The sequence below is a fragment of the Kribbella italica genome (genome assembly GCF_014205135.1).
GTDB classification, from domain to species: domain Bacteria; phylum Actinomycetota; class Actinomycetes; order Propionibacteriales; family Kribbellaceae; genus Kribbella; species Kribbella italica.
Genome location: NZ_JACHMY010000001.1, coordinates 4,782,781 through 4,807,717, shown reverse-complemented (window position 1 = coordinate 4,807,717; position 24,937 = coordinate 4,782,781). Strand labels below are relative to the sequence as shown.

Genomic DNA, 24,937 nt, shown 5'->3' with positions numbered 1-24,937 from the left:
ACGCTAGGATTCCTTCTGTGACAGAGGGAACAGGCGCTCACGCGCAGCGCGCGCAGACCTGCGGCGCAACCGCCGAGATGACACTGCAGGGCGTCAGCGCCCACGACCACCACATCTGCCGCCGCCCTGCCGGCCACGACCTGGCCCACCGCTGCTCGGTCTGCCCCCACAGCTGGGAAGTCAAGTAGCACTGGGCTCTCGCCTCCGCCCCGGCAGGACCTGACTACTGCCCGCGCTGCGGATCCGGCCGACCACCGACCTGCCGGCCGGCCTGTCTGGTCGTGCCGCTCGAACCGGTCCGGCTTCCGAAGCCTGCCTCGCTGAGCGGCCTCGTCCCCGACAGCGGCGTCTGGCCGTCGAACGCATGCGCGATCGCACGATTCGCGTCCAGCACGGGATGGCGCTGATGTGCCTTGCCGCCGCTCCCGACCTGCGCCTCACCGAACCGGTCCAGCTCCGCGATCCGGTCGGCCGTCCGTCCGAGCCGCGCCCCGGTCTGCTGATAGACGTTGTCGTCACCGTGCCGAGCACCGATCGCGATCACGTCCCGCGCATCGGTCCCGCCGGCGTTCCGGCCGGGAATCTCACGGAAGGTCAGACGATGGTTCGGCTTCCCCGTACCGTCGCCGATCTTCGACACGACGATGTCCCGGCCGTCACCGATCCCGCGGTGGGCGCCGAGCACGTGGTGCCCCTTCGACGCCCCGGTCTCGAGATCCTGCAGCTCGCGCAGGACGTTCTTGAACAGCGTGCGGTTCGCGGTGCGCGCCGCCGACTTGTCATCCGGGTACTGCGTGGCCTCCGCGGCCGCCGCATCCCGCAGCCGGTTCAGGTCCTGTACGGCGCCCTCGCCGAGCAGGACCTGGAACGGCCGGCTCTCAGCCATCGGCCGTACCGCGTTCCTGCCGGATCTCGTCGAGCATCTGTTGGGTGAACGGATCGTCCTTGGCCCACTCGTCCACGCTGAACGGCTTGCTGCCCGGCGTCGGCGCCGAGTCGTAGGTGCGGATCGTCGGGTCGTCGATCACGCCTGGCGGCGGCTCGTCGTCGCCGCGCAAGGTGCGGTACTGCTGTGCGGACATCACCACCAGCACTGGTTCGGCCTGGTCGCCCACCAAGACCGGAGGGCCGAACGTTCCGCGGCGGATCGCCTCCACCATCTCCGGCAGCTGGCGGCTCAGGATGTCGGGACCGACCACGTGCTGGTGGCTGCCGAACACCTCCGCACCGCGAAGCTCGTCGTACTGGTCGAAGCTCGCGACGACCGCCTCGGGCACCCCGCCGTCGCCGAACGCGAACGCGTGAGTCTCGCCACCCACGAACCGCGCGACCACGCCGGCGACGTCACCAGCGATGTCGGCAACAGACGGCAGTTCGGCGTACGGCGACACGGACATGCCGTCAGATTACGCGCCCGCCGGGTGACCTAGCGGGCTGCAGCCTGGAGGCCTGGATCCAGCGGCGACCCGGGTGGTAGCACCACCTCCTTCGTAGGTCTGGCTCGACTGTGCCGCGCGGCCTCGGGTGGAAGCGTGAGGACTCCGCCAACATGAGGAGCAACCGTGATTCAGGAGCTGATCGCAGTCGCCGGGGTTGTCGCGCTGAGCGCCGGGGGAGTCACGCCGACCGCCGACGGGACCGTCGTACGGACCGAGAACGGGGCGATCCGGGGGATTGCGCGAGCGGAGGTGCAGAGCTATCGCGGCGTCCCGTACGCCGCACCTCCGACGGGTGAGTACCGCTGGCGTTCGCCGCGACCTGCGCCGGGCTGGGCCGGCGTACGGGATGCCACGCGACCCGCTGGATCCTGTGCGCAGGGCGAGTTCCCGATCGCCGTACCGAGCACGAACGAGGACTGCCTCTACCTCGACGTCACCACGCCGTCGCGGCGGAGTGGTCAGAAGCCAGTCGTCGTCTGGCTGCACGGCGGCGACTTCAAGTACGGCGCCAACAGCCTGTACGGCCCGGACCGGCTGGCGTCCCGTGGCGACGTGGTCGTCGTCCAGCCGCAGTACCGGCTCGGGGTGTTCGGATTCCTCGCGGACCCGTCGCTCGGAAAGTACGCGGGCAACTTCGGCCTGGAAGACCAGCAGGCCGCGCTGCGATGGGTGCGCCGGAACGCGGCCGCCTTCGGCGGTGACCCGCGGAACGTGACCATCATGGGCGAGTCGGCCGGCGGCTACAGCGTGTGCGCGCACCTGACCTCGCCCACCTCGACCGGTCTCTTCGACCGCGCGATCATCCAGAGCGCGCCGTGCGCTCAGGAGTCCACCACGTCACGCGCCGACGCGCAGAAGTTCAGCAGCGCGCTGGCCACGTCGTTCGGGATGCAGCACGCCGCCGGCCTCCGATCGATCGGCGCGAAGGAACTGCTCGCCGCGACGGAGACCGCCGAGTTCCGGCCCATCACCGGCGGACCGATCCTTCCGCGCGACCCCAGCCAGTCGCTCCGCGCCGGCCGGCTCCATCGGGTCCCGGTGCTGCACGGCGTCAACCACGACGAGGAGACCGGGCGGTACGGCGCCCAGGAGGTCGCGACCGGGCAGCCCATCACGCAGGCGGCGTACGAGCTCGCCATCCGGGACGCCTTCGGCACTGACGCTTCGAAGATCATCGCCGAGTACGCCGACGTCCGCCCGAGCGGCCGCGCACTCGCCACGGTGATGACCGACGCGAACTGGTCCCTACCCGCCGACCGCACCAACCGCCTGCTGGCGGCGCGGACTCCCACCTACACCTTCGAGTTCTCCGGCGACGCCCCCTGGTACGCCGGAATGCCGCGGCCGTACTGGCCCACCGGATCCCACCACATGAGCGAGGTGGCGTACTTCTTCGACCTGACCATGTTCGAGCCCCCGAACGAACGGTTCGCCGACGAACTGATCCAGCGCTGGACCGCCTTCGCCCGCTCCGGAAACCCGAATGTCAGCGGCACGACGTACTGGCGCCCGGCAACTCCGACCGACCGGTCCGTCCTGTCGCTAGCCCCGTCCGGAACCCGCCGGACCGACTTCACCAGTGACCACCGCCTGACGTTCTGGCGATCCCTCGGCCGCTAGCCGCTGCCGGCACTGCCGGGGCACCGCAGTACGACGAAACTCCGGTGCCCCCGGCAGGATTCGAACCTGCGACGCACGGTTTAGGAAACGACGAAACCTCATTGCGTGGGTTAACAGCGGTCTACGACGGTCAACGTACGCGATGTCGTCAAACCCCAGTATTGCAAGGGATTCCGTCTCACCAGCACCCTGACCAGGGCAAACGCCTGTAGGTGTGGCTGATCGGAGCCCTACAGCGCCGTAGCAGCGCGGCCGGGCGTGAATTACTCCTGCTATTCGCCGTGAACCATGACGAACCGTCGTGGCATGTCCGGTCGGGTAGGCTTTGTGCCGTCCGATTGAGACGGACGAGTGACGCCGATCACTGAGCAATACCGGCGCTAACGCGCTGACTGACCTGTTGAGGTCTGCGCCGGTTCCTATTCGACGCAATTTGTCGGAAGGGGAGCCGGAGGCAGACCTCTTTGTCGTCTCCGGCTCCTCTCTGGCGAGGAGAGGAACGACCATGGCAGCGACCAAGACCAAGCTGCTCCGGGTGGAGGCGATCTCGGAGGAGTACGGGTTCACCCTCCGGCAGATCCGACGCTTCATCACCGAGAAGAAGTGGGCGGTGATCAAGCCGTCCGGTCCCAAGGGTCCGGTGTTCGTGGAGCGGGAGGAGATTGACCGCTTCATCGAGCAGCACAGAATCCCGGCCGAGCGATGAAGCGCACGCACGTCTTCCCGTACTACGACGAGCACAAGAACGGCTCGTTCATCAAGGTCCGCTTCGAGACCAACGACGAACGCGGCAAGACCTTCCGCTACTTCATGCCCTACGGCCGGGACGGCTGGAACTCGGGATGCTTCGAGCCGGGTAAGCCCGATGACGCGGACCGCATCCTGTACCGCCTTCCCCAGGTACTCCGCGAACGCAAGACCGGTGCGGACTTGTTCTGGACCGAGGGTGAGCGGGACGCGGACGCCATCGCCTCACTCGGCTACGTCGCAACGTCGCACCACCAGGCAGCCGGCCATGCAACCCAGGCCCAAGCTGACTGGTTGAAGGGCTGGCGCGGACGCATCTACCTCGTAGCCGACCGGGACATTCCCGGCGCGGTGTGTGCCTTACGGCGCTACGACCTCCTGCGGTGGGCGGGCATCCCCGCTCGCAAGCTCCGCATCGTCCGCACCCGCATCGGCAAGGACGCACGCGACCACATCGAGGCCGGTCACTCGGTCAACCGGTTCCACCGGCTCGATCCCGAGGCGCTGCGCGAGATTGCGGAGACGGCTCGTGCCGAGGACTTCACCAGCGCTGGCTACACCTTCAACCTCACTGCCGATGAGCGCGCGCTCGGCTTCCCCTCCTTCCCCTGAAAGCAGGTTCAGCACTATGAGCAACAACGAACCCTCGTTGATCGATCCGGGCGACTGGGTATTAGTCCGCCTCCGCAAGAGCCACTTCGTGTACGGGTACGTCGAGCGCACCGAGGCCCACGGCTTCCGCGTCATCGTTCACCGGCTGTCCGGCCGGTACCTGTGCGAGGACCCGGCCGAGTTCGTGATCCCCTGGGCGAATGTCGCCGGGCACATCGCTGTCGTTGATCCGTGCGGTTGCGATTGGGTGCCGGACTTCCCGGCTGGTGCGTGATGGCCGTCCGCCGCACTGCGCCCAAGGTCGATCCCGACCGTCCCCACATCGATAACCAGAAACGCAAGTTCCGCATCAATGATCTGGCCAAGGCCGAACTGCTGGCTGAGGGATGGAAGCCGCCACGAGCTACAGGCACGCTCGATGAGTACCTGGAGATGGACTATCCGGACCTTGAGTTCACGGTTGCGGACCTGATCCCCGAAGGTGCGAACGTCCTCCTCAACGCCCAGTACAAGAAGGGCAAGACCACCGCAGCCCTTAACCTCGTGCGCTCGATCGCTGACGGGGATGACCTCTTCGGAGCCTTCCGGATCACCCCGGTTGGCAACGTCGCCTGGTGGAACTGCGAGGTGTCCGAGCGGCAGGCCGTCGCATGGCTGAAGGACATGAAGGTCCGCAACCCCGAGAACGTGTCCCTGCTACACCTGCGCGGACAGTCGATGCCCCTTAGAAACAAGGAGGTTCGCGACTGGGCCGTTAAGTGGTTGAAGCGTCACAGCGTGAAGGTGTGGGTGGTGGACCCTTTTGGCGCGCTGTATGACGGCGAGGAGAACAGCAACAGCGAGATCCGGGAGTGGCTGCGGGCGCTGGACGAGATCAAGCGTCGGGCGAAGGTCAACGTGCTGGTGCTGGTAGCCCACACCGGCCACGACGCCCAGGACGACGACGCGGTTGTCCGGGCGCGTGGTGGGGCGAGGCTGATGGACTGGCCGGACGTGATCTGGACGTACCGGGGTGGCTCGGACATTGACCCGTCGCTGCGGTTCATGACGGCGATGGGCCGTGATGTCGAGGTCCCCGAGTTCACCCTGTCCTTCGAGCCGTCCACCCGCACCCTGACGCGCGTGAATGGCGTGGGGTCGCGCGCCGATCAGCGCCGGGTATCGCTCGCCTACCAAGTCGCAACGCTGGTGCGGGAGCAATTCGACGCGACCGGAAAGCCCATCAACAAATCCGGCATTGAGAAAGAGATCCACAAGAAGGCGACCGAGGTTCAGCGCGCGGTCTCGTATGCGGTCGATATGAACTGGATCCGGGTTGAGGACGGGCCGAACAGGTCGAAGCTCCATTACCCAGGAGAAGACGAGCCGGAGTTGACTGCTTCGGGCTGGAATCCGGTGGTCGTGGGGAGTGAAAAGGAGTGATTACGGCCGGTGGTTCCCAGTGGTTCCCAGTGGTTCCGGAACGACCGGGAACTACCGGAGCCGTGTGGTTCCCCCGGTGCCTCCCTATAGGGGGCACCGGGAACCACCGGGCGGAGGAGTTCCTACAGCAAATGAAAGATGTGCGATCCGAAGTAGATGCAGGGAACCACCGAACAAGCGAGATAGAAGGGTGTCTGCAATGAGAGTACTGAGAGCGATGTTGATTGTGTTCATCGCCCAGCTTCTGTGTACGGCGACGATTGTTGCTGCTGTTATGGCGGTTGGTACGGATAAGCCTGTGGTGACGATTGCGGTTGTTTGGGGACTCGCTGGAGTTAGCTACATCGTCGCAGAGACGTGCCTTGCGTTTGGGGTCCGGCGGGGAGTGGGACGATGAGCGCTTGGGGAGGGAGGAAGGTTGAGGTAGCTCGGCAGTATGTAGGCCAGCGGTTGCCTGCTGAATGCGGGCAGTGCGGGAAGGTTGTTGGGTCGAACGATGCTTGGGTTGTTGGCCACATCAAGCCGAGAGCTACTCACCCTGAGCTGACCTGGGTGCCGAGCAACTGGTGCGTCGAGCACAAGGCATGCAGCGATAAGTCAGGTCAGTCTGTTGTCATTGCGAAAGCCAAAGCTGACGCACTGCGTGACGCTGGTTTTTCCGCTGCAACACCACTAACGGAATCGCGGCCTCTTCCTTTCTCTCTCTCTGCAAGCAAGGATGCACCATCCCCCACCAAGGAAGTCCCAGAAAGGCTCAGGTGGGACCCTGACATCGGCGGCCGCTACCCGTGGCTGCGGACGACCGTGCCGGATGACGCTGCGCCTCCGCTCGCTATGACGCCTCCGCCGGACAACGCTGTGGGCTCGTACGGCGCTGAGGCGATCCAGTGGATCGAAGCCACCCAGACCGACAACTCCGGACGGCCGCTGACGCTGCGGTGGTGGCAGAAGCTGGCGATTGTGCGGCAGTTGGAGCACGACGCGGACGGACGCCTGGTTTGGCGGACGGTCGTTGAGTCCGGCCCGCGCCGGATCGGCAAGTCCATTCGGCTGCGCGGGGTTGCGTTGTGGCGCATGGCTAATGCGGAGTTGTTCGGCGAGGTCCAGACCGTCATGCATACCGGGCAGGACATGGCGATCTGCCGCGAGATCCAGCGGCACGCCTGGCGGTGGGCTAGTGGCGTCGAATGGAAGGTGACGAAGGGGAACGGCAAAGAGGCGATCGAAACACCGGACTCGGACCGGTGGTTGGTGCGGGCGCAGGATGCCGTGTACGGGTACGACGTCACGCTGGGGATGGTGGACGAGGCGTGGGCCGTCAAGCCGGACACCGTGAGCGAAGGTCTCGAACCGGCGTTGATGGAGCGGGAGGAGCCGCAGCTTCACCTCACAAGCACCGCACACCGTCGTGCAACGAGCCTGATGCGGAACAGGATCAGGGATGCCCTCGCGGCCGACGACGGCGAGACGCTGTTGTTGCTGTGGGGTGCGCCGGAGGGTGCGGACATCTCCGACCCGGAGGTCTGGCGGGCCGCATCGCCGCACTGGTCCGAGGACCGGCGACAGATGATCACCAAGAAGTACGCGAAAGCCCTTGCAGGCGAGGAGGACCCGGACGCGGACGACCCTGATCCGATCGAGGGGTTCAAGGCCCAGTACCTCAACATGTGGAAGCTCAAGGGTGCTGCAACGCGAGGGCAGGAAGCCGTCAAGCCCGAGGTCTGGGAACTGCTGCAAGCCAGCCGGCCAACCAGCCCGCCCGATGCGGCAGCGGTTGAGAGTTGGTTCGGTGCCGGGTGCTCGGTGGCGTTTGCCTGGCGAGTAGGCGACCGGGTTGTGGTGTCGTCGGAGGACTATGCGGACCTGGGCGATGCCGTTGCAGCGGTCAAGGCGACCGGCTATCGCAAGCTGGTGACGGTTGGGGCGAGCCTCATGGAGGACCCGGCGGTGCGAGGGCTGCGGACCCGCAAGGGTGTCAGCCGGTCGGGATCATCAATTGCCGAGTTGCAAAGACTGATCGCAGAAGATGCCTTCCGGCACGACGGCGGTGCACACCTATCGGGGCAGGTGCTCTCGGCAAGGACCACGCCCGGTGCTGACGGGCCACGACTCGCCTCGAAGGAGCGGGCTGACGCGATCAAGGCTGCGGTGTGGGCGGTGAGTGCGTTGCGGAGGAAGGCGGCCGGGCCTGTCCGGCTGATCGTGGCCAGGGGCCGATGAGAGCCGTTTGGGCGGGTAGGGGCGTCCCGGAGGTCCCGGAATGCCCGGCAAGCCATGACATCCAAACCTCGCCAGCGCCGTACAGGGCTCCGGGCGGAGGTCCCGGCGTAGGGGCCGTGAACGGTTGTGCGCCGAGACCTCAAGTGCGCTTCAGGTATCGTTTATAAGCATGGGCTTATGGTCGTTGCTGCTAGGGCGTTCGCCGGTGGTGCGGCACGCCATGTCTGCTGAGCTTGTACGTGCACCCGAGTCGAAGGCTCCACGGTTTGGAGTCGACATCGACTCGGGTGTTCTGTATGGAACGCCAACGCTGGATGACTACATCTACGGCCGGGGCAAGATTCCCAGGGCCGACGCCTTGGCTGCTCCGGCGATCAAGCGTGCAAGGGATCTGATCTGCGGCGAGATTGGTCAGTTCCCGTTGCTGTTGATCGGGCCGGACGGGAAGCCGACCGACTGGAACCTGTTGAGTCAGCCGGAGTCCGGCGTGGCTCGCTCGGTGACGATGACCCGAACGATTGAGGACATGCTCCTGTCGGAGCGGTCGTGGTGGAAGGTGACTCACGTCGGCTGGCACCAGAAGCCCGCTGAGGTTGTGCGCCTGGACGCCGAGACGGTGACTGTGCAGCCGCGATATGTCTACTACCCGGAGGGATCGGCGCTGGTCTGGCCTGACATTCCGGGCCTGATTCGCATCGATTCCCCGAACGGTGGCTTGCTCACTGCCTCCGCTGCAATCCGTGCCTACATCGCCCTGAACCGGATCGCGATGCGTGCAGCGGATGGCATGCCGCCAGCCGACTGGTTCACTCCGGCTGAGGATGCTGACCCGATCGTGGGAATCCCGGCGGGCGACGAGACCCAGGAAGAAGCCGATGAGCGGACGATCCAGGAAATCCTGGACAACTGGCTCTGGATGCGACAGCAGCGGTTGACCGGCTACGTGCCCGCTGCGCTCAAGTACAACCGCGACGGCTTCAACCCCGAACAGCTGCAGATGGCACAGGCGCGCGAGTTCGCGGTCACCGAGATTGCGCGGCTGACCGGCATCGACGCCGAGGAGCTATCAGTCAGCACGACTTCGCGCACCTACTTCAACGCACAGGACCGGCGACGCCAACGGCTGGAGTCCGTGCTTGGCCCGTACATGACTGCGGTAGAAGGCCGGTTGTCGATGGACGACGTGACGCCACGCGGTTTCAAGGTCATGTGGGACACGTCTTCGTACCTGCGGCTGGATGACCTGGCTGCGGCGCAGTCCGACGAAATCCTCATCCGTTCCAGGGTTCTGGTGTCGGACGAGGCGCGCGAGAAGCGCGGCCTGGAGCCGTTGGGGCTGCCTGCACCGGAAGCCAACACCACCCCGGCTGCCCTGCCAGCCGTACCCGAGGGAGCCGACAACAATGCCTGACCAGACACTCACCTTCACGGCGGCATCGTTCGCTGTCGACAAGGAGACGCGCACTCTCACCGGCGTATTGCTGCCGTTCAATGAGGTTTCGCGTCCGGCGCGTGACGCGGTCACCGGGAAGGTTGCGCGGTTCTCCTTCGCTGAGGGAACGATCACCCTTCCGGCCGACCCCAACGATGTGGTGCTGAACTACGGCCACGATGGGAAGTCCCTCTACACGCAGGTCGGCGTTGCAACTGAGCTGACCCCGCAGCCGGCTGGCGTACTGGCGAAATTCAAGGTCGCCCGGACCCCTGAGGGTGACCGTGTTCTGGCGCTCGCCGAAGACCGGGTGCTAAAGGCGTTCTCTGCCGAGGTCGAGGGCGAGTTCAGCGCCGGACGGGACGGCGTACAGCACGCCAAGGCAACGACCCTGACCGGCGCTGCTGTCGTGCCGATCCCCGCGTTCACAGGAGCGCAGATCACAAGCGTTGCGGCGTCCGCCGCATCAAACAAGGAGGAAGACATGCCTGAGGGCGAGAAGGAGACCGGGGCCGTTGCCACGTTCTCCAAGGAGGATGGCACCGCGCTCATGGCGCAGGTCCAGTCCTTGACCGAGAAGATCGCGGAACTGGAAAACGTCAAGATCCCGGTCGGTCCGGGTACGGCGCAGTTCCAGGTCGTGGAAGAGCCCATCTACCGGTTCGAGGGTACCGAGGGTGCGCCGTCCGGTTTCGACTTCGCGACCGACCTGCTTGCCGCTGGCAAGGATGGTGACATGGCGGCGCTGGCTCGGCTCCAGAAGTTCACCGCCGAACGGCTGAGCCCGGAGTTCGTCACCACCGCCGGCACCACCGCAGTCAACCAGCCGACGTACCGGCCGGACATGTTCCTGGGCCAGGCGCCGGTTCCGGCCTCGCCGCTGTACGACTACTTCCACAAGGGCTCGCTGAACTCGGTTCAGCCGTTCTTCTGGTCGAAGCTCGACCGTGCCGCGACCAACGCGATGGTTCGCGATCATGCGGAAGGCGTCGAGCCGACCCCGGACGACGTCACCACTGCGACGGGAACCACGGTCACTCCGACTCCGGTGTCCGGCAAGGTCCACATCACTCGTGAGGTCGCGGATCAGGGTGGTAACCCGGTCGTGTCCGGCCTGGTGTGGAGCGAGTTCGAGCGGTCGTTCAAGATCGCGCTGGAGACCCGGACCGCTGACCTCATCAACGCGGCTGTCGTCACTGAACTCGGCGCTGCAATCGCGGTGGGCGCGACCGGTCTGGCGGCCGGTGCGGCGGTTGAGGCTGGTCTGCTCGGTCTGCAATTCCTCGCGGACGGCTTCCGGTTCAGCCGGGCGTTCGGCCACGTGGATCTCTACACCAAGCTCGGCCTGGCGACGAACGCCGCAGGTGACGAGAAGATCTATCCGATCATCAACCCGCAGAACCGGGACGGCCAGACGGCCAGCAAGTTCGCGTTCATCGACATCGCTGGCTACAACATGTACCCGGCTGCCTCGCTGGGTGCGACCGGCGTCAACGACAAGTCGTATGTCGCGGACCCGAACGCGGTTCACGTCTGGAACTCGGGCCTGCAGCGGCTCGACAAGCTCCTGGAGGACGTCGAGGGCTGGGACATGGGCGTGTTCGCCTACTTCGCCGGTGTGGTCTACGACGTCACCGGCCTCCGCAAGATCACCTACAACGCGGCCGCGTGATCGGAGAACTGACCAATGAGTGAGCAAATCAACGTTGGTGAGTCGATCGAGTTCGACACAACCGGATACGTCCGGCTGCCGGATGGTGCGGTGGTCACGTCCAGCCGTACGTACACCGTCCGGCAGGAAGGGCTGCATGTCTTCGTCAAGGGCAACGAAGAGCGTGAGTTCGAGGGCATCAACCCGGACAAGCCGATCGAGGACGGCGACGACGACAGCGAGGACTACAACGACTGGAAGGCCGACACCCTGCGCGCTGAGCTGCGGGAGCGCGAGCTTCCCGCGTCCGGCAACAAGGCCGAGATGGTTGCGCGTCTCGAAGCTGACGACGAAGACGAGGACTGAGGAAAGGTCATGACCGCGCCGACCGTCACCGATGCCGACAACTACCTCGGTGACACCAGCTACACCACCGAGGAGTTGGGCAAGGCTTTCGCTGCCGAGAAGAAGGCACAGGCCAAGGTCTGCCGGGTTCCGGCTGACGATGCGGAGTGGGACGAGGACTTGTCTGAAGCCCTGTTCCGCAGAGTCGCCCGGAACCTCGCCATGCGGGGCATCCCGCTAGCGATCCTCCAAGGAGACGCCGACCTAGGCACGGTTGGTGCGAGGCTCCCCGGCCGTGACCCGGAGGTAAGGCGTCTCGAAGCGCCGTGGCGCAAGCTGGTGATGGGCTGATGATCACCACTCGCAAGAGCATTGCTGACGCCTTGTCTACGGTCCCGGGCATCAAGGGCTATGCCAAGAAGCCGAAGGTCACGAAGGCCGGGGATGCTTGGCCGCTGATCAACGAACTGACCCGTGGCCCGGCCTTGGTGTTTCAAACAACCTGGCGGATTGCGGTGACGATCGGGAGTGACGAAGGCTCCGCAATCGACAAGTTCGACACGTTGATTCCCGAAGTGACGCAGGCGCTGCAAGAAGTCGTCTACGTCGATTCCGCACGACCCATCGCAGTACCCACCGAAGCAGGCGACCTCTACGGCGTCGAACTCATCGCAAGGAGTGAATGACTTATGGCTGCCCCAGCTGGCGCGTACGTGTTGAAGGACGCGCTGTTCACGGTCGAAGCGACCGACTACGCCAACCAGGCCACGTCAGTGATGCTGACCCCTGAGCAGGCCACCCAGACCCTCCGCACCCTCGTGCCGGACGGCGTTGTCCAGGACGTCGACACGGCGACCTGGACTTGTGCCATCAACGGCATCCAGGACTACGTCGCCGCACAGGGCCTGGCGCGGCTGTTGACCGACATGGCCGGGCAGCAGATCGACATCGTGTTCGAGCCGAAGAAGGGCGGAGTATCGGCCACCGTGACCGTGGTTGCGAAGGCCGTTCCGTTCGGCGGACCGCAGGGTCAGTTCACCACGTTTGATGTCGAGTTGCCGGTTGTCGGCGCTCCCGTCTTCGGAGACCCGATCTGATGGCCCGCGAAATCGTAGCGACGCAGAAGATTGTCGGTGCCGGACTCGCCGTCAACCTCACCGCGCCGACCGCAGAAGGCGATGTCATCGACAACGGAGCGGTCGCTCTGATGGTCGTGAATGGTTCCGGTGCTCCGATCAACGTCACGGTTCAGACCCCGGCCAAGCAGTCGGGCCTGGATGTTGAAGAGCGCATCGTTGCCGTCGCGGCTGGAGCTACCGAACTCATCGGGCCATTCCCCAAGAGCACCTACGGCCGTACGTCTGCGCCTGACGTAGGTCAGGTGTACGTGGACTACTCGGCTCAGCTCAGCGTCACTCGTGCGGCGGTGGGTTTCTGATGCTCACTCTCAAGGTCACACCTGACGACGGAGAGCCGTGGAACGTCAAGGCGCACACCCGTGACGTTCTGGTGTGGGAGAAGGCGAGCAAGGGCAAGTCGTTCACCGACCTGCTGGTGTCCCCGAACCTCACCGATCTCTACAAGGTCGCCCACATCGCTGCCAAGCGTCAGCAGCTGTTCAGCGGCACGTTGCAGGAGTTCGAGACGCAGACCGACATCGAGATGATTGGCGAGGACGAGGAGCCGGACCCTACCTAGTCGGCTCGCTCGGCTATCGCCTTGTGCAGTTGGCGATCCGGACGGGCATCCCACCGAGCGTGTGGGCCGAAGAAGGCGAACGGGCGATCAAGACAGCGTTGGAACTGCTCGAAGAGCGGCCACCAACTGAGACCAGAGGGGAGGCACCGGCCGGATGGGAATTGTCGTAAAGGTTCGGATTGACGGCGCTCGGGAGACCCTGGCGGCGTTCCGTAAGCTGCCGAAGGAAGCCAGCGCTGAGCTTCGTGATGCGAACCAGAAGATCAGCGAGGACATGGCGGAGAAGATCCGCACCGCCGCACGCTCGTCAGACGCCCAGTCGGCTCTTGTTGCCCAAGGCATCAAGGCTCGCCGTGACCGAGTGCCTACTGTTCAGGCTGGCGGGAAGAAGAGGGTTGGCCGGAACAGAAAGCCACTCGACAAGGTGCTGCTGGGTGCGAACTTCGGCGCAAGGTTCCTGAACCAGTTTCGTCGGCAGACCGGCGGCTTCCAGGGCAGCGAGGACTACTGGTTCTTCAGCACGGTTGAGCGGGAAGAGCCGCGCATCGCCAAGGAGTGGACCGACGCGGCCGATCGGGTCCTGAGCCAGTGGGGTCGTGGTGGCTAGCGCGTCGCGTACCGTCAAGGTCCGCTTTGACGGTGACGCGAAAGGTCTATCCAGAGCGGCTGCATCGGGCGAGAGGCAGCTATCCAAGTTCCAGAAGTCCATGTCCGGCGTGAACAAGATGGCCGGAGGTCTGGGCAAGGGTGTGGCCGGTATCGGCAAGGGCTTCGGCATTGCTGGCGTGGCCGTCGGTGCGCTCGGTGGTGGGCTGCTTGTCGCCGGTAAGCAGATCTTCAACATGGCCGGTCAGCTGGAGTTGATGGGCAAGAAGGCCAAGGTTGTCTTCGGGGACCAACTGCCTCAGGTAGAAGGCTGGGCGTCCCGTACGGCTCACTCGATGGGGCTTACGACGCGGGAGGCTGTCGGCCTGGCCGCTGGCTTCGCTGACCTGTTGATTCCGATGGGCTTCACCCGCAAGCAGGCCGCAGATATGAGCACGGATGTGATCGGCCTGTCGGGTGCGCTGGCGGAGTGGTCGGGAGGCACTAGGACCGCTGCCGAGGTCTCCGACATCCTCAATGCTGCGATGCTTGGGGAGCGTGATGCCTTGCAGGGTTTGGGTATCTCGATCAGCCAGGCCGAGGTTGACGCGGCCCTGCTGGCCAAGGGTCAGGAGAACCTGACCGGGAAGGCTCGGCAGCAGGCGGAGGCTACCGCGACGCTCGGCCTGGTCATGGACAAGAGCAAAGACGCACAGAAGGCGTTCGCTGACGGTGCTGGGTCCTTGGCCCGCAAGAACGCTGAGAACAGCGCCCGCCTGAAGGAGATGGGCCAGGCGCTGTTGACCACAGCGACCCCGGCACTCATCAAGATTGGCGAGGCGATCAGCAAGCACGTTCTACCAGTTGCGGAGCGATTCGTCACCTGGGTCAGTGGACCGGGCAAGTACGCCATTGCGGATTGGGCATTGTCCGGCGCGCAGTGGGTGTTGAACTTCGCGGACCAGTTCCTGGCCGGCCTGGAGACCATCACCCGCTTCATCGGCAAGTGGGGCAAGGCTCTCCTGCGGTCTATGGCCGTCACGATGGCGCCGTTCAACGCCGGTCTCGCCAAGTCGATGTGGGATGCAAGCAACAGCGTGGGTGACTTCGCAGACAGCACCCTGACGTCTCTGGGGAATGCTCGCGCCGGGATCAAGACCACCGAAGACAAGATCAAGAACGCCAAGCTGGTAGCGAAGCTCAGTGCCGACAAGGCGAGCCTGGACCAGAAGCTCAGGGACGCTCGCAACGCGCTCAACGACCCCAGCCTGACCAAGGAGCGTCGGGCAAGGCTCAACGCGGAGATCGTCCAGCTTCAGCGGCAGGTCAACGCCGCACAGTCCAAGATCAACTCGTTGCGCGGGAAGACCGTCACCATCACCGCGCGGGCGATTGCCATTGTGTCTAAGCAGTATGAGGCGGTCACTAGCGGTCGGCTCGACTACTTCGGCAGCAGCATCAGCGGAGCGCGAGCGGCGGGCGGTCCGGTGTCGGCTGGCCGGTCGTACCTCGTGGGCGAGCGCGGCCCCGAGATCGTGACGATGGGCGGTAACGGCAATGTGACGCCCAACCACGCGCTCGGTGGAGACACCTACGTTTACGTGACCATCGATGGCCAGCAGCTACAAGGCCGCATCGACCGCACCGTCAGGGAAGGCAACCGGCAGACTCGCCGAGCAGTCGGCTCCGGAGCCAAGAGAGGGGCCTACTAATGGCAATGACGGTGACCTACGATCCGGTGCTGTCTCGCGTCCGCATCGACGCTGACAACCTGGGCTCCGCTGCTACGGCGGTGGTCGAACGCTCGCCCGATCAGATCAACTGGACGACCGTTCGCGGCGGAGCAGAAGCTCAGGTCAACAGCGGAGTTCTTCAGACGCTGGATGACTACGAGTTTCTGGCAGACGTGCCGAACTACTACAGGGCGGTAGTCGCTGAGCCTCCGGAATTCTCGGTCGGCGTGGGTGCTGGGGTCTCGGGCACGATGGACGTACCTTTCACGATTCCGTTACCTGCAGGGGTCACCGAGGGAGACCTGCTTGTCGTCTACGTCGCCTCGGGATGGGTCACCGGCTTCAGCGCCACCATCCCCGGTTACACCAGGCTCCCAGGGGGTCAGCTTGACGACATGTTCGTAAAGGTGGCGTCCGCCTCCGAGGAGGACCCGCAGGTGTCCACCGCCGCCGAGGATGACTGGCCGGTCGTTGCGCAAATGGTCTACCTTCGCGGGGCCTCACTTCCCTACAGCAGCGCGGACCACGACAACACCGTAGGTATCACCGGAGCGAACATCAGCTACGGGCCTCTTACGATCACAGAAAACAATCAGGCCATCATCTATGCCGGTTTCAAGCACGACAACGTCTCGACTCCGGTCTGGACTTCGGTAGACACCATCCCCGGCGCGACGGAGATTGGCGAGGTCAAGGTAGCGGGAACGTCCTCGAACGTGGGCATCGTTTGGGACTACGAGTTCCGGGCGGTGGCTGCGGACGTGACAGAGGGTCAATTTGTAGTCAACGGTGCTACTGCCACCAACGAGAGCGGGAATGGCCGCGTGGTGGCCTTCCCGACCGGATGGGATGCGGTACAGGTTGCCTCGCTCACCCCGAGCCTTGACGGCAAGCTGTGGCTGAAGGTTGTGGCTCGCCCGTACCTGAACCGTCAGGTCACCGTGGCGGCTGTCGGCGACGTGCAGCGCAAGGCCCGTACCGGAGTCCATCAGGTCGTCGGTCGTACGATGCCTATCGCTATCAGCGATGTGCGGGGTAGCCGGGAGTACGAACTCCAACTGCTGACCGAGACCCCTCAGGAGTCTGAGGATCTGGACTACCTGTTCGCGTCCGGGGAGCCGGTCTACCTCCATGTGCCCGCCGATGAGTCGAAGGTGCTGGGCGGATACTTCACGGTCGGGGATGTCAGCGACGCTCCGGTTGGGCGGCTGTCGGACAAGCGGATCTTCACATTGCCGATGGTGGAGGTCGCTCCTCCGGGTGCCGATGTGGTCGGCACAACCGTTACCTGGCAGACGGTTCTCGACACCTACGCGACCTGGGCCGACCTCATGGCGGCTCACGCGACTTGGGGAAGCCTGCTGGAGATGGTGGCCGAACCGTCCGAGGTGATCGTCCAGTGAGGCCGGTGAGCGCAGCGTTCCTGCGCACTCTCAGAGGCTCGCATGTGATGGTCGCGCGGGTCCGCGTGTGCGAGACCTTCCAGACCGGCCTGACCCCGGAGGGCACCGAGCTACCGATCATCGGCGGGGATGTGGTGTTGGACGGTTCGGCCGACGTGCGGGGAAGTCTCGACCTCGCGACCAACGGCGAGGGCATGTGGCCGGACCAGGCAACGGACCTACTCGCGCCGTACGGAAATGAGTTGTTCGTTGAGCGCGGGCTCCGCTACGGCAACGGTCGTACCGAGTGGGTATCTCTTGGGTACTTCCGCATCAACACCCCGGAGCAGGACGTTGTCCCGGATGGACCGATCCGCCTTACTGCTCAGGACCGCATGGCAGGCATCAAGGAGGCGCGGCTCCTTGCCCCTAAGCAGTACGCCTCCCTGACCTACACGCGCGGCGAGATCATGGCGGACTTGGTGAATGAGGTCTACCCGACCGCCGTCATCGAGTGGGCCGACACGGATATTAGGGATGCCTACGTGGCTCGGGCAATGGTGGCCGAAGAAGACCGGTACGCCTTCCTGAACGACCTGGTGACCTCAGCCGGCCAGATCTGGTTCTGGGATTACCGGGGCGTGCTCGTCATCAAGCCTCCGCCTGACCCGGGCAGTCCGGTCTTCACCATCGACCACGGCCGTAACGGTGTCCTGGTGGAGATGTCGCGGGACCTCTCTAGGGAGGAGGTCTACAACGCCGTAGTAGCGACGGGAGAAGCCGGTGACACAACGCTGCCGAGTCGAGGCGTGGCCTATGACGACAACCCCGCCTCGCCCACCTACTGGGACGGCAAGTTCGGCAAGGTGCCGCGCTTCTACTCCTCCCCCTTCATCACCACCAACGAACAGGCGTTCTCTGCGGCTAGGGCAATCCTCCTGCAGTCGCTGGGGGTGCCGTACTCGGTGACGTTCGGCGCGATCCCCAACGCGGCGCTGGAGCCGTTCGACCCGGTCAAGGTCAACTACCCGTTTCAGTCGCGCTCCCGGTCGAGCCAGACCGAGACGCACATTATCGACCAGTTGAGAATTCCGCTCGATCCGGACGGCGTGATGACCGGATCGACCCGCAAGCAACTCCTCGTGACTATCGGGCAGGTGTCGTGATGCGTAGCTCTGACTTGGTGCCGTTCCTTGCCCCGGACAACGGGCTGTCGTTGAAGTTCCGGCAGGGCAAGGTCCTCAGTTGGGACTCCGGCACCGGCGCAAACGTCGTGGACGTTGGGGGAGCGATCCTGACTGACGTGCCGATCCTCAACACCGGCGAGGCAATCGCCTTGAGGGAAGGGCACATCGTCGGGTTGCTGGCTATGGCCGGGTCGTTCTTTATCCTCGGCCGCATCACAGTCCCCGGTGATCCTGACTTCGCAGGAGCCTCAGTCTCGTTCGGTGGCGCGAGCGTCACTACAACCAACTGGGCCCCGACCATGGCCGGAACCTGGGTCATCGACTCCGAGCCCATCCCCATTCCGTCTTGGGCAGATGAGGCGATTGTCATGGTGTCGGCGAGTGTTCGGGTGGTCAATACGCGCGGCGTAACTGACATCGCGCTCATGCACCCGTTCATCACAACCACCTTCGGCGGAGGCATCCACCCGGACGAGGTAGCGGTGACCCTCGCGGCAGGCGGCAACGGGAACCTCAGCAACTCGGCCCAGAAGCTCTTCACCGAACTGGACCCCGGCAGCGACCCGGACATCACCGCCTCGGTGATCGTCCAGGCGGGTGGCACAGCCAACTGGGCTGCCAACGTCTCCAACACAGCCATCCTCTCCGCAATCGCCATCTTCCGCTCTACCACCTAAGGAGGCAGCAATGCCTGGTTCAACCCCCATCTACGGCTTCCGCTGGCAGGAGCTTGGAGATGCACCGGACGGCCCGGACCTCGGCAAGAACGGCTTCGAGGACGTTGAGGCAGAGGTCGCCCGCATCGACGGCGAGCTTGACACCGCTCAGGCCGACATCGTCTCCCTGAAGACGGCGGCCTGCCAATTGCGCCAGACCGTGGCCCAGACAATCCCGAACGTGGCCGGGCGGACGATCGAACTGGACACTGTCGACGTGGACACGGACGGCATGGCCGACCTTGTCAACGACCGGATCGTGATTCAGACGCCCGGTACCTACCTCATCACCGCGACCGTCGCATACACGTTCGACGCGGACGGCTACCGGCGCGCTGCGGTGTACGTGAACGGCGTCAACGTGTACCCGATGGACGCCAGGGATGCCAACAGTTCCAACAGCCTGCCGACGCTGCCTCAAGCTCAGTTGGTCCGCAATCTGGTCGCCGGGGACCTGGTGACGATGCAAGGGCTCCACACTGCCGGCGGCGACTTGCTGACCAACGCGGCGGCTCCGTACCAGTCGGTGCTGTCCGCAGTGAAGGTATAGCCGTGACTCCTCCTCAGACGCCCACCCCGGACGACTTCGCCCAGTTCGAGCGTCTTGTCCGGATTGAGACCAAGCTCGACTTGTCCAACACCAACCATCAGGACCATGAGACCCGAATCCGTCGCCTTGAGCGGTCGATGTGGCTGATCGCTGGAGCGGCTGCGGCGGGCGGAGGGATCGCCGGGCAATTGGTCGCGCCGCTCCTCAAGTAGCCCTAGGCAACTAGTGGCGTTTAACAGGTGTTATTCACGCTCCGTTAGGTTCAGCGGCTCCCCGCTGCAGGCTCAGGTAGAATCGGTGACTCTGGGTAACTGCAACTGGGAGCCGCTATGAACGACCGGAAGCCTTGCGCGTGGGTCCGTAAGAACGCCCGCACGAAGAACCTCCACCCTTCTAAGCAGAAGTGGGAGGTCATATACGAGGACCCGCACGCCAACCCGCCATTCAAGCAGCGGACTAAGGGTGGCTTCCGGACGAAGAAGGCGGCTGAGGACTGGGCCAACGACTGGACCGACCCGACCAACCCGCACGTAGACCCGTTGAAGTCGTCGGAGCCGTTCGAGTCGGTGGCGAGCGAGTACCTGGGCAGCCGACACTTCCCGAAGGCCAACACCCGCGCGTCCCTCGAACAGATCCTGCTCAAGAGCAGCGCGCCTACTGGTCTCCCGGAGAACTACGGAGGCAAGCCGGTCGGGGAGATCAGCTATGAGGCGGTGTTGCGGTGGCTGGCGGACTTCTCGGGGAAGCGGAATGCCACAACCGTCCGCAATACCTTCTACGCCTTCCGGACCGTGTTGGACTACGCGGTCGATACCGGCCGGATCAAGGTCAACCCCGCGCGCATGGGCGAACTGGCGAACCCGAAGCGACGGCTGCCGAAGGTGAAGAAGATGCACATTGCGGAGGAGGAGCGCTACCAGCTCACCGCCGGGGAAGCCGAGACGGTGCTGTCGTTCATGCCCTACCCGTTCAACCTGTACGCCCTGACCGCTGTGAAGTCGGCAGCAAGGCCGGAGGAGGTCGCCGGGTTCGTAGTCAACAACTACACCGACGACGGAACGCTGAAGGTGCGCGGCGTGGTGGTGACGGTGAACGGCGAACTCATCCGCGAGGAGTACGCGAAGAACGCCAGCAGCCGCCGTGAGATCCCACTCGACACGGACTCAGCCGGCCAACTCGACGAGTACCTGCAACTCCACATCGCAAGGGCTCGGCTCTGGTACGCGGAGCACCGGCCCGATGAGGCACTGGACCTAGGCAAGCTGCCGCTGTTCGTCGGGCTCAAGACCGGTCGGGCGAACAAGAAGGGCATCCTGGAGCGGCTCGACTACTCGAAGCCCATCCGGCACTCTCTCGTCGTGGCGAAGTACTTCAAGCCCGCGCTCAAGGCTGCAGGGCTCCCGTCGTCGGTCCGGTTCTACGACCTGCGGCATGCGCGGATCTCGCAACTCGTGGATGCGATCGGCCAGCCGGACGCGCTGACGCTGAAAGAGGTCCAGGACCTTGCCGGGCACGCATCGTCGGTTATGACCCTCGATCGGTACGCCCACACGAAGCGGCCCGACGTGGCCCGGTCGCGTAAGGCTCTCGACGGCCTGACCGGTACGGCTCCGGCAACGAAGGTCCGCCGTCTGCGCTCGGTCTCGGACGCGGGCTAGGACCCCGATAGGAAGGTGCGGACGGGCCGACCCAGGCCCGTAGGTGCGGGAGGCCGTTCGGCACGCTCTCGCCCAAACCTCGCCACGGCGACGCACCCTAGACGTGACTCGGCCCCGGCGCTCTAGCGGAGCAAGCCGGGGCCAAGTCGTCTAGCAAGAGGGGCTAGTCCCGAGGATCGTAGGGCGTGTCGTCGTCCGGCAGCGGGATGACGGTTCGGGGTCCGTCCGCCTCGCGTAGCTCCTGCTCCACCATCAGCCGGAGATCCAGCAGGCTCGAAGCGAGCGAGTCGATATGGCTGATGGCTTCGAGGGCTGAGAGGCGCTGGGAGTTCGTGGGGTCCTTGCCTCGCTCGCTCCAATCGTCAATCGCGATGTTGAGAAGGGTCAACCACACGAAGCGGTCTCTGGTGGCGCGGTCGTCATCGGAGCTCATCGCATTCTCCCCATAATTGAACGTTCAACTAAGGGAAATCTAGCGCTGAATCGTTTCAGTAGCTACCGCAGACCAAGGCAGACCGTGGTTGACCGGCCGATCCTGAGTCGATTGCAACAGCGCGAGGACAGCGCGGGCCTGAACAGGGAAGCGCCTGGTCAGGGCTGGAAGTCTGCTCTGACCAGGCGCTTTATCGGTGCCCCCGGCAGGATTCGAACCTGCGACGCACGGTTTAGGAAACCGACGCTCTATCCCCTGAGCTACGGGGGCGCACGATGGGACAGCCTAGCGGAATCGGGTGGAGGGATGGGGGCAGGATGGGTGGGTGAGCGATGGGGTAGGTCGAGAAGTCTCCACCGGTGGCTTCAAGGATAAGGTTGAGGCTTGTGGAGATTGCGGATCGGCGGGTGCTGGCGGGGTGGGCGGCGGAGTGTGCTGAGCGGGTGTTGCTGCTGTACGAGGTGCGGGCGCCGGGGGACTTGAGGGCTCGGGAGGCGATTGCGGAGACGCGGGGCTTTGCCGAGGGTGGGCCGCGGACCAAGGGGATTCGGACGGCGGCCTGGGGTGCGTTGAAGGCGGCGCGGGAGGTCGGGGATGCGGTGGGGATGGCGGCAGCTCGGGCCGCGGGGTATGCGGCGGGGACGCCGTACATCCATGATCTGGTGAGTCCGCATCAGGTGAAGCACGTGCAGGGGCCCGCGGTGCAGATGGCGTTGGCCGAGGAGCTGGCGGCGGGTGGGGATTCCGCGGTGGGGGACGCGGCGATTCGGTGGGCGGTCGAGCTGGCGCCGGCCGGGGTGCGCGACCTGGTGGTTGAGTTGCCTAGGGCAACGTTTGGGAAGAGCCGGGTCGGGGTGCTGAGCCGGCTGCTGGACGAAGGGTTGCGGGGGATCAGCCGGTGAGGGCGCGGACGCCGAGGTGGCCGGCGATGGAGTTGTAGCGTTCGGCGTACAAGGTGGTGCAGCGGGAGGCTGCGCAGCCGGAGCCGGCGAAGGCGAGGCCTCGGATGGTGGCGGTGGTGGAGGACGGGCGGGAGTAGACGGGGCCGCCGGAGTCGCCGCCGATGATGGCGATCTGGTTGTTGCGGGTGGCTCGGATGACGTACGTCGTGCAGCCGTCGGAGTCGCAGTACTTGGCGCTCAGGGAGCGGATGGTGATTCCGCACAGGGACGTGCTGAACGAGCCGGACTGGCAGACCGATGCGCCGACGGCGGGGTCGCCGCCGCCCTTGACGGTGCGGGTGTCGGCGGAGTCGCCGGGGCCGTCGGTCCAGATCTTGGCGCCGTACGAGCTGCCGGTGATCAGGGCCTGGTCGTAGTCGGGGTAGTTGGTGCGGACCGACGTGGTGCCGTAGTAGTGCGATCCGCTGCGCCAGACCGTGCCGGGGCCGCCGCAGTGGCCGGCGGTGACGGAGGCGCGGGTGTTGTTCGACTTGCGGACGACGGAGAAGCCGGCGGTGCAGTTCTTCAGCGCCGAGGTGATCCGCGCGCCGCCCCAGTGGCCGCCCTTGGGGGTGTCGTTGAAGCGGGTCGTCCGGGCGACGCCCGTCGGGACCGCGTCGACGCCGGCGAGGTTGCCGAGCGCTTCGGCGCCGGCCGGGGACGTGGTCGCGGCGTCGTACTCGACGACGACGTCCTCGCTGGCCGGGTCGAGGTCGGCGGTGAACGTGGTCTTCGTGGCGTCGGCGGACCAGGCGCGGCCGCCGACGGCCTTCCAAGCAGCGGCGACCGAGCGCGCCGAGCGGCAGCTGCGCTCGACCGTGAGCATCGGCTTGCCGGCTGCCGGAACGTTCTTCTGTACGGCGGCCTGGTACCGCTTCTCGTCGACGACCGAGTCGTCCAGGACGACCTTGTACCCGGTCTCCTGCGTGCCCAGTACGCCGATGATGCCGACGCTCAGCCCGTACGGCAGGCCGGACTTCGGGCGGCCGGTCGCGTCCAGCGGCTCGATCGAGCGGACCGCCGCCGCGACTCCTTCGCCGAGGGCCTGGCCGAGCGGCCGGGTGTCCTTGGCGCTGGTCGGCTGGGCCAGTCGCTTCGAGTGTTCAGCGGTGGTGATCGGGTTGTTGTGGTTGCAGACAGCGACCGACGCGGGTGAGGCCGCGGCGGCCGGAACGGGGGTCGAACCGGCAGGGACGGCGACTGCGACGAGTGACATTGAGCCGAGAGCGAGCAGCGGGACGGTAGCTGAGAGTCGCACTAGGCTCCCCTGATCGATGGACAGGCCGCCCTCGATCCTTCACGCTCCGACTCCGGATAGTCAAGAGCTGACTACGTTCCGCGAGCAAATCCCGCTACCGTGTGCGAGCGTAGATCGCAACTTCGCGCCCGTCGGCGGCGTAGAACTTCAGCGTCGTCCGGTCGGCCGCGACCCGTTTGGCGGCCTGCACGACCGCCGTGTGCGGCACGTTCGCGCACTCGATCAGCCGTTGGTTGCCGGCCGTCCCGGTGAACTCGCCGCGCTGGCCGATGGTGAAGGTGCCGCTGATCCCGTTGCAGCCGTCGGAACCCGTCCAGGTGCCGTCGGTGTTGAAGGTGAGAACCGGGTTGTCCGGGCGGGCGGTCTTCAGCGTGCTGAACCCGTCCATCCTGAGCGGACGCCAGGTGCCCGCCAGCTGCTGCGATGCGACGACCGGCTTCGCGCTGGAGACGCTGGGTGTGGGAGGCGGAGCGGCGGGCTGCGGATCGGTCGACCCGCCCAGACCGCCGCCGAGCGCGAAGCCCCCAGCCGCGATCACGGCGACCGCCGCGACGGCCGCACCGGCGGCGACGTACGTACGGCGCTGGGCCTGGCGGACGCCGTCGGTGGCCCGCGACGCCAGGTCGAGGGCAGGCGGAACGGAAGCGGCGGCGCGGTCGAACGTCGCGCGCAGGTCTTCCTCGAGCTCGGTGGTGCTCACGGCAACCTCTCAACGAGATGGTGGGTGCTGACGTCGTCGACGCGGTGGGTGCTCACGGCAACCTCTCGGTCCGGCGGGTGCTCACGGCAACCGTCCGTCGACACGCTGGGTCTGCCTCGTCTTCCGCAGCGTGCCGAGCGCTCTGCTCGCGAGGCTGCGGACCGAGGACGGTTTGATGCCGAGCAGGTCGGCGATCGTCCGGTCGTCCAGGTCCTGGTAGTAGCGCAGCACCAGGACGACCCTCTCGCGCGCCGACAACGTGGCCAGCGTGCGCCACAGGTCGTCGGAGGTCACGATGTCGTGGGCGGGGTCGGGCACCGTGCGGTCGGGGTCGAGGTCGGCCGCCGGCGCCTCGGTGAAGGAGCGCCGGCGCGTCATCGACAGGTAGGAGTTGACCAGGATCCGCCGCACGTAGGTGTGCGGGTCGTCGGCCCGCTGCACCTTGCGCCAGGACCGGAACGCCTGCATCAGCGCGATCTGGGCCAGGTCCTCGGCGCGCTGGTAGTCGCCGCAGATGGTGAACCCGAGACGCACCAGCTCCTGCCCGCGCGCGGACGCGTACTCCTCGAACTCCACCGGCAACTCCCCAACTGGGCGTACAACACCTC

The 24,937-nt window shown here is 65.5% G+C and carries 30 protein-coding genes and 1 tRNA gene; 24 read left to right on the top strand and 7 right to left on the bottom strand.

Annotated features, from left to right (window positions below; all coding sequences use genetic code 11):
• Positions 1–17: 17 nt before the first annotated feature.
• Positions 18–188, top strand: a complete 171-nt coding sequence (locus HDA39_RS22340; protein ID WP_184798032.1) for a hypothetical protein — start codon at positions 18–20, stop codon at positions 186–188.
• Between the two features lie 35 nt (positions 189–223).
• Here the strand turns inward: HDA39_RS22340 and HDA39_RS22335 are convergent, their stop codons facing one another.
• On the bottom strand, positions 224–886 hold the full coding sequence (locus tag HDA39_RS22335) for a hypothetical protein (protein ID WP_184798030.1): 663 nt from the start codon (positions 884–886) through the stop codon (positions 224–226).
• A complete protein-coding gene (locus tag HDA39_RS22330; protein ID WP_184798028.1) occupies positions 879–1,397 on the bottom strand; it encodes a hypothetical protein in 519 nt (172 codons plus the stop codon). The genes HDA39_RS22335 and HDA39_RS22330 overlap by 8 nt, the downstream gene beginning before the upstream one ends.
• Positions 1,398–1,562: 165 nt before the next feature.
• Between HDA39_RS22330 and HDA39_RS22325 the strand changes: the two genes are divergently transcribed.
• The 22 genes from HDA39_RS22325 to HDA39_RS22220 all read left to right on the top strand — a co-directional run bounded on the left by HDA39_RS22325 (position 1,563) and on the right by HDA39_RS22220 (position 20,997).
• Entirely contained in the window at positions 1,563–3,059 is a 1,497-nt protein-coding gene (locus HDA39_RS22325) for a carboxylesterase family protein (RefSeq protein WP_184798026.1), read from the top strand.
• A 505-nt stretch (positions 3,060–3,564) separates the two neighbouring features.
• Positions 3,565–3,765, top strand: coding sequence for a hypothetical protein (locus HDA39_RS22320; RefSeq protein ID WP_184798024.1), 201 nt, complete (start codon positions 3,565–3,567; stop codon positions 3,763–3,765).
• Complete coding sequence (locus HDA39_RS22315; RefSeq protein ID WP_184798022.1) at positions 3,762–4,418, top strand: toprim domain-containing protein; 657 nt, start codon at positions 3,762–3,764, stop codon at positions 4,416–4,418. The genes HDA39_RS22320 and HDA39_RS22315 overlap by 4 nt, the downstream gene beginning before the upstream one ends.
• A 16-nt stretch (positions 4,419–4,434) precedes the next feature.
• Positions 4,435–4,692, top strand: coding sequence for a hypothetical protein (locus HDA39_RS22310; protein ID WP_184798020.1), 258 nt, complete (start codon positions 4,435–4,437; stop codon positions 4,690–4,692).
• Positions 4,692–5,840: an AAA family ATPase gene (locus HDA39_RS22305; protein ID WP_184798018.1), complete on the top strand. Its 1,149-nt coding sequence runs from the start codon at positions 4,692–4,694 to the stop codon at positions 5,838–5,840. The genes HDA39_RS22310 and HDA39_RS22305 overlap by 1 nt, the downstream gene beginning before the upstream one ends.
• A 552-nt stretch (positions 5,841–6,392) precedes the next feature.
• A complete protein-coding gene (locus HDA39_RS22300) occupies positions 6,393–8,060 on the top strand; it encodes an HNH endonuclease (protein WP_184798016.1) in 1,668 nt (555 codons plus the stop codon).
• A gap of 220 nt (positions 8,061–8,280) precedes the next feature.
• Positions 8,281–9,471 carry a phage portal protein gene (locus tag HDA39_RS22295; RefSeq protein ID WP_184798014.1) on the top strand — a complete coding sequence of 397 codons (1,191 nt, stop codon included), beginning with the start codon at positions 8,281–8,283 and terminating at the stop codon, positions 9,469–9,471.
• Entirely contained in the window at positions 9,464–11,164 is a 1,701-nt protein-coding gene (locus HDA39_RS22290) for a hypothetical protein (protein WP_184798012.1), read from the top strand. The genes HDA39_RS22295 and HDA39_RS22290 overlap by 8 nt, the downstream gene beginning before the upstream one ends.
• Positions 11,165–11,179: 15 nt before the next feature.
• Positions 11,180–11,509, top strand: coding sequence for an SAP domain-containing protein (locus HDA39_RS22285; RefSeq protein WP_184798010.1), 330 nt, complete (start codon positions 11,180–11,182; stop codon positions 11,507–11,509).
• Positions 11,510–11,518: 9 nt separating this feature from the next.
• Positions 11,519–11,839 (top strand): hypothetical protein, encoded by a 321-nt coding sequence (locus HDA39_RS22280; protein WP_184798008.1) that lies wholly within the window; start codon positions 11,519–11,521, stop codon positions 11,837–11,839.
• A complete protein-coding gene (locus HDA39_RS22275; RefSeq protein ID WP_184798006.1) occupies positions 11,839–12,174 on the top strand; it encodes a hypothetical protein in 336 nt (111 codons plus the stop codon). Before HDA39_RS22280 ends, HDA39_RS22275 begins: the two co-directional genes overlap by 1 nt.
• 3 nt (positions 12,175–12,177) lie before the next feature.
• A complete protein-coding gene (locus HDA39_RS22270; RefSeq protein ID WP_184798004.1) occupies positions 12,178–12,585 on the top strand; it encodes a phage tail protein in 408 nt (135 codons plus the stop codon).
• Positions 12,585–12,926, top strand: a complete 342-nt coding sequence (locus tag HDA39_RS22265) for a hypothetical protein (RefSeq protein WP_184798002.1) — start codon at positions 12,585–12,587, stop codon at positions 12,924–12,926. Before HDA39_RS22270 ends, HDA39_RS22265 begins: the two co-directional genes overlap by 1 nt.
• Entirely contained in the window at positions 12,926–13,186 is a 261-nt protein-coding gene (locus tag HDA39_RS22260) for a hypothetical protein (RefSeq protein ID WP_184798001.1), read from the top strand. Before HDA39_RS22265 ends, HDA39_RS22260 begins: the two co-directional genes overlap by 1 nt.
• A gap of 154 nt (positions 13,187–13,340) precedes the next feature.
• Positions 13,341–13,793 carry a hypothetical protein gene (locus HDA39_RS22255; protein ID WP_184797999.1) on the top strand — a complete coding sequence of 151 codons (453 nt, stop codon included), beginning with the start codon at positions 13,341–13,343 and terminating at the stop codon, positions 13,791–13,793.
• Positions 13,794–13,902: 109 nt separating this feature from the next.
• Positions 13,903–15,483, top strand: a complete 1,581-nt coding sequence (locus HDA39_RS22250) for a hypothetical protein (protein WP_184797998.1) — start codon at positions 13,903–13,905, stop codon at positions 15,481–15,483.
• Between the two features lie 5 nt (positions 15,484–15,488).
• The gene (locus tag HDA39_RS22245; protein WP_184797996.1) at positions 15,489–16,907 is read left to right on the top strand and encodes a hypothetical protein; all 1,419 of its coding nucleotides are present in this window, start codon (positions 15,489–15,491) and stop codon (positions 16,905–16,907) included.
• A 5-nt stretch (positions 16,908–16,912) separates the two neighbouring features.
• Positions 16,913–18,052, top strand: coding sequence for a DUF5047 domain-containing protein (locus HDA39_RS22240; RefSeq protein ID WP_202893095.1), 1,140 nt, complete (start codon positions 16,913–16,915; stop codon positions 18,050–18,052).
• On the top strand, positions 18,052–18,750 hold the full coding sequence (locus HDA39_RS22235) for a hypothetical protein (RefSeq protein ID WP_184797991.1): 699 nt from the start codon (positions 18,052–18,054) through the stop codon (positions 18,748–18,750). Before HDA39_RS22240 ends, HDA39_RS22235 begins: the two co-directional genes overlap by 1 nt.
• Positions 18,751–18,760: 10 nt before the next feature.
• Entirely contained in the window at positions 18,761–19,339 is a 579-nt protein-coding gene (locus HDA39_RS22230; RefSeq protein ID WP_184797989.1) for a hypothetical protein, read from the top strand.
• Between the two features lie 2 nt (positions 19,340–19,341).
• Positions 19,342–19,551, top strand: a complete 210-nt coding sequence (locus HDA39_RS22225; protein ID WP_184797987.1) for a hypothetical protein — start codon at positions 19,342–19,344, stop codon at positions 19,549–19,551.
• A 117-nt stretch (positions 19,552–19,668) separates the two neighbouring features.
• A complete protein-coding gene (locus HDA39_RS22220; protein ID WP_184797985.1) occupies positions 19,669–20,997 on the top strand; it encodes an Arm DNA-binding domain-containing protein in 1,329 nt (442 codons plus the stop codon).
• Positions 20,998–21,160: 163 nt separating this feature from the next.
• On the opposite strand, the gene HDA39_RS22215 is transcribed toward HDA39_RS22220, so the two are convergent.
• Together HDA39_RS22215 and HDA39_RS22210 are read right to left on the bottom strand one after the other, a co-directional pair.
• Positions 21,161–21,430, bottom strand: coding sequence for a hypothetical protein (locus tag HDA39_RS22215; RefSeq protein WP_184797983.1), 270 nt, complete (start codon positions 21,428–21,430; stop codon positions 21,161–21,163).
• A 197-nt stretch (positions 21,431–21,627) separates the two neighbouring features.
• A tRNA-Arg gene (locus HDA39_RS22210) sits at positions 21,628–21,700 on the bottom strand.
• A 116-nt stretch (positions 21,701–21,816) separates the two neighbouring features.
• On the opposite strand from HDA39_RS22210, the gene HDA39_RS22205 reads away from it, so the two are divergent.
• Entirely contained in the window at positions 21,817–22,332 is a 516-nt protein-coding gene (locus tag HDA39_RS22205) for a putative immunity protein (protein ID WP_337925848.1), read from the top strand.
• Here HDA39_RS22205 and HDA39_RS22200 read toward each other — a convergent pair.
• From HDA39_RS22200 to HDA39_RS22190, 3 genes are all read right to left on the bottom strand, one after another.
• Positions 22,322–23,587 carry a S1 family peptidase gene (locus HDA39_RS22200; protein WP_184797981.1) on the bottom strand — a complete coding sequence of 422 codons (1,266 nt, stop codon included), beginning with the start codon at positions 23,585–23,587 and terminating at the stop codon, positions 22,322–22,324. The genes HDA39_RS22205 and HDA39_RS22200 overlap by 11 nt on opposite strands.
• 136 nt (positions 23,588–23,723) lie before the next feature.
• Positions 23,724–24,329, bottom strand: coding sequence for an META domain-containing protein (locus HDA39_RS22195; RefSeq protein WP_184797979.1), 606 nt, complete (start codon positions 24,327–24,329; stop codon positions 23,724–23,726).
• 81 nt (positions 24,330–24,410) lie between these two features.
• On the bottom strand, positions 24,411–24,905 hold the full coding sequence (locus HDA39_RS22190) for a sigma-70 family RNA polymerase sigma factor (protein ID WP_184797977.1): 495 nt from the start codon (positions 24,903–24,905) through the stop codon (positions 24,411–24,413).
• Positions 24,906–24,937: the final 32 nt, after the last annotated feature.

What these genes read in the sequence shown, in the direction of transcription:
- HDA39_RS22265 (WP_184798002.1), top strand. Translation starts at nt 12,585, where the DNA reads ATGGCCCGCGAAATCGTAGCGACGCAGAAGATTGTCGGTGCCGGACTC.
- HDA39_RS22200 (WP_184797981.1), bottom strand. Translation starts at nt 23,587, where the DNA reads ATGTCACTCGTCGCAGTCGCCGTCCCTGCCGGTTCGACCCCCGTTCCG.
- HDA39_RS22310 (WP_184798020.1), top strand. Translation starts at nt 4,435, where the DNA reads ATGAGCAACAACGAACCCTCGTTGATCGATCCGGGCGACTGGGTATTA.
- HDA39_RS22235 (WP_184797991.1), top strand. Translation starts at nt 18,052, where the DNA reads ATGCGTAGCTCTGACTTGGTGCCGTTCCTTGCCCCGGACAACGGGCTG.
- HDA39_RS22285 (WP_184798010.1), top strand. Translation starts at nt 11,180, where the DNA reads ATGAGTGAGCAAATCAACGTTGGTGAGTCGATCGAGTTCGACACAACC.
- HDA39_RS22290 (WP_184798012.1), top strand. Translation starts at nt 9,464, where the DNA reads ATGCCTGACCAGACACTCACCTTCACGGCGGCATCGTTCGCTGTCGAC.
- HDA39_RS22320 (WP_184798024.1), top strand. Translation starts at nt 3,565, where the DNA reads ATGGCAGCGACCAAGACCAAGCTGCTCCGGGTGGAGGCGATCTCGGAG.
- HDA39_RS22255 (WP_184797999.1), top strand. Translation starts at nt 13,341, where the DNA reads ATGGGAATTGTCGTAAAGGTTCGGATTGACGGCGCTCGGGAGACCCTG.
- HDA39_RS22305 (WP_184798018.1), top strand. Translation starts at nt 4,692, where the DNA reads ATGGCCGTCCGCCGCACTGCGCCCAAGGTCGATCCCGACCGTCCCCAC.
- HDA39_RS22220 (WP_184797985.1), top strand. Translation starts at nt 19,669, where the DNA reads ATGAACGACCGGAAGCCTTGCGCGTGGGTCCGTAAGAACGCCCGCACG.
- HDA39_RS22330 (WP_184798028.1), bottom strand. Translation starts at nt 1,397, where the DNA reads ATGTCCGTGTCGCCGTACGCCGAACTGCCGTCTGTTGCCGACATCGCT.
- HDA39_RS22280 (WP_184798008.1), top strand. Translation starts at nt 11,519, where the DNA reads ATGACCGCGCCGACCGTCACCGATGCCGACAACTACCTCGGTGACACC.
- HDA39_RS22215 (WP_184797983.1), bottom strand. Translation starts at nt 21,430, where the DNA reads ATGAGCTCCGATGACGACCGCGCCACCAGAGACCGCTTCGTGTGGTTG.
- HDA39_RS22315 (WP_184798022.1), top strand. Translation starts at nt 3,762, where the DNA reads ATGAAGCGCACGCACGTCTTCCCGTACTACGACGAGCACAAGAACGGC.
- HDA39_RS22295 (WP_184798014.1), top strand. Translation starts at nt 8,281, where the DNA reads ATGTCTGCTGAGCTTGTACGTGCACCCGAGTCGAAGGCTCCACGGTTT.
- HDA39_RS22275 (WP_184798006.1), top strand. Translation starts at nt 11,839, where the DNA reads ATGATCACCACTCGCAAGAGCATTGCTGACGCCTTGTCTACGGTCCCG.
- HDA39_RS22245 (WP_184797996.1), top strand. Translation starts at nt 15,489, where the DNA reads ATGACGGTGACCTACGATCCGGTGCTGTCTCGCGTCCGCATCGACGCT.
- HDA39_RS22270 (WP_184798004.1), top strand. Translation starts at nt 12,178, where the DNA reads ATGGCTGCCCCAGCTGGCGCGTACGTGTTGAAGGACGCGCTGTTCACG.
- HDA39_RS22230 (WP_184797989.1), top strand. Translation starts at nt 18,761, where the DNA reads ATGCCTGGTTCAACCCCCATCTACGGCTTCCGCTGGCAGGAGCTTGGA.
- HDA39_RS22335 (WP_184798030.1), bottom strand. Translation starts at nt 886, where the DNA reads ATGGCTGAGAGCCGGCCGTTCCAGGTCCTGCTCGGCGAGGGCGCCGTA.
- HDA39_RS22260 (WP_184798001.1), top strand. Translation starts at nt 12,926, where the DNA reads ATGCTCACTCTCAAGGTCACACCTGACGACGGAGAGCCGTGGAACGTC.